The organism is Streptomyces sp. NPDC034043, assembly GCF_055575675.1.
The window spans coordinates 549,942-556,181 of record NZ_JBVISF010000003.1 but is presented as its reverse complement, the minus strand read 5'-3'; the positions used below and the strand labels follow the sequence as shown (position 1 = coordinate 556,181).

6 protein-coding genes and 3 tRNA genes are annotated in these 6,240 nt (G+C 73.0%); 3 read left to right on the top strand and 6 right to left on the bottom strand.

Annotated features, from left to right (window positions below; genetic code table 11):
• From ACZ51S_RS11085 to ACZ51S_RS11070, 4 genes are all read right to left on the bottom strand, one after another.
• Positions 1-1,956: DEAD/DEAH box helicase (locus tag ACZ51S_RS11085; protein WP_468960548.1), on the bottom strand; the 1,956-nt coding region annotated here is incomplete at its 3' end.
• Between the two features lie 1,048 nt (positions 1,957-3,004).
• Complete coding sequence (gene crcB, locus ACZ51S_RS11080; protein WP_468479731.1) at positions 3,005-3,379, bottom strand: fluoride efflux transporter CrcB; 375 nt, start codon at positions 3,377-3,379, stop codon at positions 3,005-3,007.
• A complete protein-coding gene (locus ACZ51S_RS11075; RefSeq protein WP_468479732.1) occupies positions 3,376-3,852 on the bottom strand; it encodes a FluC/FEX family fluoride channel in 477 nt (158 codons plus the stop codon). Before ACZ51S_RS11075 ends, crcB begins: the two co-directional genes overlap by 4 nt.
• Entirely contained in the window at positions 3,849-4,199 is a 351-nt protein-coding gene (locus tag ACZ51S_RS11070; RefSeq protein ID WP_030225620.1) for a metallopeptidase family protein, read from the bottom strand. The genes ACZ51S_RS11075 and ACZ51S_RS11070 overlap by 4 nt, the downstream gene beginning before the upstream one ends.
• A 124-nt stretch (positions 4,200-4,323) precedes the next feature.
• On the opposite strand from ACZ51S_RS11070, the gene ACZ51S_RS11065 reads away from it, so the two are divergent.
• The 3 genes from ACZ51S_RS11065 (at position 4,324) to ACZ51S_RS11055 (ending at position 4,604) form a co-directional block, all read left to right on the top strand.
• A tRNA-Glu gene (locus ACZ51S_RS11065) sits at positions 4,324-4,396 on the top strand.
• 38 nt (positions 4,397-4,434) lie between these two features.
• Positions 4,435-4,508 (top strand) — tRNA-Asp (locus ACZ51S_RS11060).
• Positions 4,509-4,530: 22 nt separating this feature from the next.
• Positions 4,531-4,604: transfer RNA gene (locus tag ACZ51S_RS11055), tRNA-Phe, on the top strand.
• Positions 4,605-4,645: 41 nt separating this feature from the next.
• On the opposite strand, the gene ACZ51S_RS11050 is transcribed toward ACZ51S_RS11055, so the two are convergent.
• Together ACZ51S_RS11050 and ACZ51S_RS11045 are read right to left on the bottom strand one after the other, a co-directional pair.
• Positions 4,646-5,482, bottom strand: a complete 837-nt coding sequence (locus tag ACZ51S_RS11050) for a cytochrome c biogenesis CcdA family protein (RefSeq protein WP_468479733.1) — start codon at positions 5,480-5,482, stop codon at positions 4,646-4,648.
• Entirely contained in the window at positions 5,479-6,189 is a 711-nt protein-coding gene (locus ACZ51S_RS11045) for a thioredoxin domain-containing protein (RefSeq protein ID WP_468960546.1), read from the bottom strand. Before ACZ51S_RS11045 ends, ACZ51S_RS11050 begins: the two co-directional genes overlap by 4 nt.
• Between the last annotated feature and the right edge of the window lie 51 nt (positions 6,190-6,240).

Sequence of the window (6,240 nt, the reverse complement as noted above, 5' to 3'; positions counted from 1 at the left end):
ACCGGACGGACGGTCATCGCGACGGAAACCACCACGGTCGCCACCACGGTTGTCGCCACCACGGTCATCGCGGCGGAAGCCACCCGACGGACGGTCGTCACGGCGGAAGCCGCCACGGTCGCCACCACGGTCGTCACGGTTGAAACCACCGGACGGACGGTCATCGCGACGGAAACCACCACGGTCGCCACCACGGTTGTCGCCACCACGGTCATCGCGGCGGAAGCCACCCGACGGACGGTCATCGCGGCGGAAGCCGCCACGGTCACCGCCACGGTCGCCACCGCGGTTGTCGCGGCGCTCGTAGTTGCCCCGGTCGTCACGGCGCTCGAAGGTGCGCTCCTGGACGACGGGCTCGGCGACGGCCGCCACGGCAGCGGCGACCTCGGCCTCGGCGGCCTCGACGACCTCGGCGACGGCGGCCTCCGGGTCCTCACCGCGCTCGCGGGCGGAGCGGGCGACGAGACGGTCGGCCTCCTCGCGCAGCTCGGCGGCGCGACGGGTCGCGCGCTCCAGCTGCTTCGTCAGGTCGGCGACCTCGCGCTCGGCCTGCTTGGCGGCGTTGTTCGCGGAGTCGGCCTGGACCTCGGTGAGCGAGCGCGCACCGGTGATCTCGGCGACCTCCGGGTCGAAGGCGCCGGCGCCCTGGACGATGTGGCGCGAGGCGTCGACGCCCGCGTCCTCCATCAGGCGGAAGATCTGGCGGCGCTGGTGCGGCAGGGCCAGGGAGACGACGACACCGGACTTGCCGGCACGGGCGGTACGGCCCGAGCGGTGCAGGTAGTCCTTGTGGTCGCCGGCCGGGTCCACGTTCAGGACCAGGTCGATGCCGTCGACGTGGATGCCGCGGGCGGCGACGTCGGTGGCGACGAGCGCGTTGACGTAGCCGTCCTTGAAGTCGGCGAGGACGCGGGTACGGGCGCCCTGCGTCATGCCGCCGTGCAGCGCGTCGGCCTTCACGCCGGCCTCGATGAGCTGCTCGGCGATGCGGTCGGCGCCCAGCTGGGTGCGGACGAAGATGATGGTGCGGCCCTTGCGGGCGGCGATGGCGGCCGTGACCGGCGCCTTGTCCTTCGGCTTCACGACGAGGACGTGGTGGGTCATGGTCGTGACGTTGCCCTGGGCGCTGTCGACCTCGTGCGTGACCGGGTTGGTCAGGTAGCGCTTGACCAGGGTGCCGATCTCGTTCTCCATGGTGGCGGAGAAGAGCATGCGCTGGCCGCCGCCGGGGATCTGGTCGAGCAGCTCGGTGACCTCGGGCAGGAAGCCCAGGTCGGCCATCTGGTCGGCCTCGTCGAGGACGGCGACCTCGACGTTCTCCAGGGAGCAGGCGCCGCGGTTGATGATGTCGCGCAGGCGGCCCGGGGTGGCGACGAGGACGTCGACACCGCGCTCCAGGGCGTAGATCTGGTTGCCCATGGAGGTACCGCCGCAGACGACCTTCATCTTGAGGCCGAGGACGTCGCCGTAGGGCTGGAGGGCGTCCGCGACCTGCATCGCGAGCTCACGCGTCGGCGTGAGGATGATCGCGCGGGGCTTCTTCTTCTCGGTGTGGCCGCCGGCGAGGCGGGCCAGGGTCGGCAGACCGAAGGAGAGGGTCTTGCCGGAGCCGGTGCGGCCGCGGCCGAGGATGTCCTTGCCGGCCAGGGCGTCCGGGATGGTCGCGGCCTGGATCGGGAACGGGGAGGTGACGCCGTTCTGGGCGAGCTTGCGCACGACGCCCTCGGGCAGACCGAGGTCCGCGAAGGTGGTGGTGGGCTCGGCGTCGTCGGCGTCGGCCGCGTCCGCCTCGGCGGTCACGTCGGCGACATCCGCCACGTCGGCCTCGAGGGCCTCGATGATCTCGTCGCGCTCGATGGCGTCCATGGCCTCGGTGACCGCGAGGGTCTCGGCGTCGACGATCTCGGTGGAGTCGTTCTCGGGCATGACGGAACGGTCAGAACTGGAAATGGACATGCGAAATGCGAAACCTTCCGGAGTCTCGGCACGCGCCCAAACTCCGTGAATCGCAAATCGACCGCCTCAATGCGGTCAGCCACGGCTAGGGAGAGTACGCGCCACACGGCGCTCTTCGGATTCGGCGCCGGGCAATGGGATCAAACGATCTATAACCATACGCACCCTACCGGGGGTCTGGCAAGTCGCTCCCGGGACATCGCCCCTGACCTGCGGCGATGCTCCGGGGACGAGTTGCGCGAATCCCGGAAGGGACCACCCAGAACCCCGTGGAACGGGGCAGAGCGCCCCTACGCGACGCTCGACCCGGGACCCGGATCGGACGGCGGCGTGGGTGTGGGTTCCGTCACAGTGGGCGAGGGCTCCGCGGTCGGGCCGGTGCCGCCGCTGGTCCCACCCGACCCGCCCGACCCACCGGACCCACCCGAACCGGAGCCGCCTGAGCCGGACCCGGACCCCGAGCCCGAACCCCCCGACGCCGAACCGGATCCCGAGCCCCCGGCGGCCGACCCCGCACCGCCGGCCCCCGAGCCCGAACCGGAGCCGCCCGCCGCGGACCCCGAGCCGCCGGCCCCCGTACCGCCCCCGGACGGCGCCTGGCCGCCCTGACCGCCCGCGCCGCCGCCCGGACCGGCCGTCGGCGCGGGCTGCCCCGGCTTCGCGGGAGCCCCCGGGCTGGGCGAGGCCCCGGCCGCGCCGGGGGCCTTCCCGGGCTCACCCGGCTTGGCCGCCTGGTTCCCCGTACCGTCCTTCACGCCGCGCCCGCTGCCGTGAACCCCGGAACCGTGGCCGCCGCCGGCCGCCCCGGCGGGCCCGCCCGTGTCCTTGCCGCCGACCGAAGCCGCGGGCCCGGGCTTGGCGGCGTCCTCGCCGACGCTCATGCAGCCGGCCGTCGCCGCCACCGCGAGGGCGGAGACGGCCAGTCTGAGGGACGCGGACAGGGAAGCGGTCAAAGGGCGCACGGGGGCACCTCCGGAGCACTGCGGCGGGGTCCGCGATGAGCGGGTCAATGAACCCAACTCCCTTTACCCCGTAAGAGACACGCCCCTTACGCGAACAGCTGTCGCGCCACCTGAGAGCCGAGCGTCACCGCGCCCAGCCCCACCAGCACCGACGCGGCGACGTTCGCGGCGGCGAGGAACCGCCGGCCGCGCTCGGCCAGCCGCAGGGTCTCGTACGAGAAGGTCGAATAGGTGCTCAGCGCCCCGCACAGCCCCGTACCGAGCAGCAGCCGCACCTGCGAGGAGCCCGCCCCGGCCAGCGCCGCCCCGGTCACCACCCCGAGCAGCAGGCACGCGGCGGCGTTGACGACGAAGGTCCCCCACGGGAAGACGGAATCGTGCCGCGCCTGCACCGCCCGGTCGGTGAGGTACCGCAGCGGCGCCCCGACGACCGCGCCCGCCACGACCAGCAGCCAGTTCACCGGTGCCTCCGCGCGAGCGCCAGCCGCGTCACCGACGCCGCCGCCCACACCGCGCCCAGGGCCGCCGCCACCGTCAGCCCGGCGTATGCCAGCGCGGTCCCGGCCTCGCCCTCGTCCAGCAGCCGGGAGAAGTCCGCGGCGTAGGCGGAGAAGGTGGTGAACCCGCCGAGCACGCCCACCCCCGCGAACGGCCGCAGCAGCGGGTGCGGCGCGCTCCGCCCGCCCTCGCTGATCAGCACCATGAGTACGCCGATCAGCGCGCAGCCCGTGGCGTTGGTCCAGAAGGTCGCCCACGGGAAGGCCCCGGGCCCGGCCGGCCACAGCAGGGCCGCCCCGTACCGCGCCGAGGCGCCCACGGCCCCGCCCGCCGCGACGGCGGCGAGCACCCGGCCCTGCGGTTCGGCGCGCTGGGCGGGTACGTGGAGGTCGACATCGGGGTCGATCGCCTCCGCGCCGGGGACGGGCCGGGTCACCCGTAACCCAGGGCGTGCAGCCGCTCGTCGTCGATGCCGAAGTGGTGGGCGATCTCGTGCACGACCGTCACCTCCGTCTCGGCGACCACGCTCTCCCGGTCCTCGCACATCCGCAGTGTGGGGTTCCGGTAGATGGTGATGCGGTCGGGGAGCACTCCGGCGTACCACTCGCCGCGCTCGGTGAGCGGTGTCCCCTCGTACAGGCCGAGCAGCTCGGGATCATCGGCCGGGGGCTCGTCCTCGACGAACACCGCGACGTTGTCCATCAGCCGCGTCAGCTCCGGCGGAATGCGGTCCAGGGCCTCTGCGACGAGCTCCTCGAACTCCTCGCGCGTCATCTCCAGCACCCGGCCATTGTCGCTCCGGCGGGGGCCGCCGCTACCCCGGGGGAAACCGTTTTGGCGATAGCTCCTCCGATCCCATATGCTTCTCACGTCCCCGACGCGCTGAAAAGTGCCCGGCGGGCCTTTAGCCCTCATCGTCTAGTGGCCCAGGACGCCGCCCTTTCAAGGCGGTAGCACGGGTTCGAATCCCGTTGGGGGTACGCAACACCATGTGCAAGACTTGCTCTTGCACAAACCAGGTCCTGTGGAGCAGTTGGTTAGCTCGCCACCCTGTCAAGGTGGAGGTCGCGGGTTCAAGTCCCGTCAGGATCGCTGAGGCTGGAAACAGCCTCGTGGCTGGGTAGCTCAGTTGGTACGAGCGATCGCCTGAAAAGCGATAGGTCGCCGGTTCGACCCCGGCCCCAGCCACAACAGGAAGGCCCCGTCCATCGGACGGGGCCTTCCGCGTTCTACCCCTCCCGCTCCTCCGCGCGGGCCGTCCGCCGCCACCGGACCAGCCCGAAGGCGAGCGCCCCCGCGCCGACCAGTGCGAGCAGCGCCCAGTCCGGTACGGCGTCCGCGAGGGCGCCCACCCGGCGCTCGACGGCGTACGAGTCGTCCACGTCCAGCAGCCCGGGCAGGGCGCTCGTCCCGTCGTAGGCCAGGAACAGCGTGCCCAGGGTGATGAAGAACAGCCCGGACAGCAGCGAGGTCGTGTGCAGTTCGAGGCGGCCCAGCCGGACGGCCCGGCCGCGCAGCCAGCGCCGCCGGCCCAGGTCGAAGCGCTCCCACAGCAGGGCCAGCACGAACAGCGGTACCGCCATGCCCAGCGCGTACACGGCCAGCAGCAGACCGCCGTAGACCGGGCTGCCGCTGACGGCGGCCACGGTCAGGACGCTGCCTAGGATGGGGCCCGCGCAGAAGCCGGCCAGCCCGTAGACCGCGCCGAGGGCGTACACCGACAGGGCGGTCGTGGGGCGGATCCGGCCGGACAGCTCCGAGAGCCGCTTCGGGGCGAAGCCGAGGCCCAGGATCTGGGCGAGGCCCAGCGCGATGATCAGCCAGCCGCCCGCGAGGACGAGCAGGTCGCGGTTGCCGTGGAAGAAGCGGCCCGCGTAGGAGCCCGCCGCGCCCATCGGTACGAGGGTGCTCGCGAGGCCCGCGTAGAAGATCCCGGTGCGTGCCAGGAGCCGTGAGCGGGAGTCGATCGAGTACGCGAAGAAGGCGGGCAGCAGCAGGGCGCTACAGGGGCTGAGCAGGGCGAGGAGACCGCCGAGCAGGGCGGCCAGGTATCCGATGCCGGTCACTGCCCGGCCGCTGCCCGCTCGGCCCTGGCGATGGCGGCCGCGAAGGCGTCCAGGGGCTGGGCGCCGGCGAGGGGCTGCCCGTTGACCAGGAAGGAGGGGGTGGAGCGGACGCCGATGCGGTAGCCCTCTTCCTGGTCCCTGCGCAGGGCGGCGGCGGCCTCCTCGCCCGCCGTGTCCCGCTTGAAGCGCTCCAGGTCCGGGACCCCGGCCTCGCGGGCCAGCTCGGTCAGGCGCTCCTCGCCGAAGCCCTTGGCCTTGGCGTCCTCGGCGTACGCGGCGGCGTGGAAGGCCTTGAAGCGGTCCTGCCGGCCGGCGGCCCAGGCGGCCTTGGCCGCGGCCTCGGACTCGGCGCCGAAGATCGGGAAGTTGCGCCACTCGATGCGCAGGGTGCCGTCCTCGACGTACTTCTTCACCAGTTCGGGTTCGGTGTCGCGGGCGAACTTGCCGCAGTAGCCGCACTTGAAGTCGGAGTACTCGATCAGGACGACGGGGGCGTCGGCGCGGCCCAGCGCGAGCTTGTCGCCGGCGTCGCGGCGGGCCAGGGCCTTGAGCTCGGCGGCCGGGTCGGTGCGGGGCGCGGAGGCGGAGGCGGTGTCGCGGGACCGCTCCTCGGGGGCGGTGGCCTGCCAGGAGACCAGCCCGAGGGTGACGGTGGCGAGCGCGACCCCGGCGGAGATCAGCAGGGGCTTGCGGGACGAGCGGGACATAGGGGTGCTCCAGAGCTGCGTGTGATGAGGGGAACCGGTGGTACGGCTCCT

Bases quoted from the DNA above. Each gene is read 5' to 3' on its own strand.
- ACZ51S_RS11045 (WP_468960546.1), bottom strand. From the start codon at position 6,189: ATGTCCCGCTCGTCCCGCAAGCCCCTGCTGATCTCCGCCGGGGTCGCG.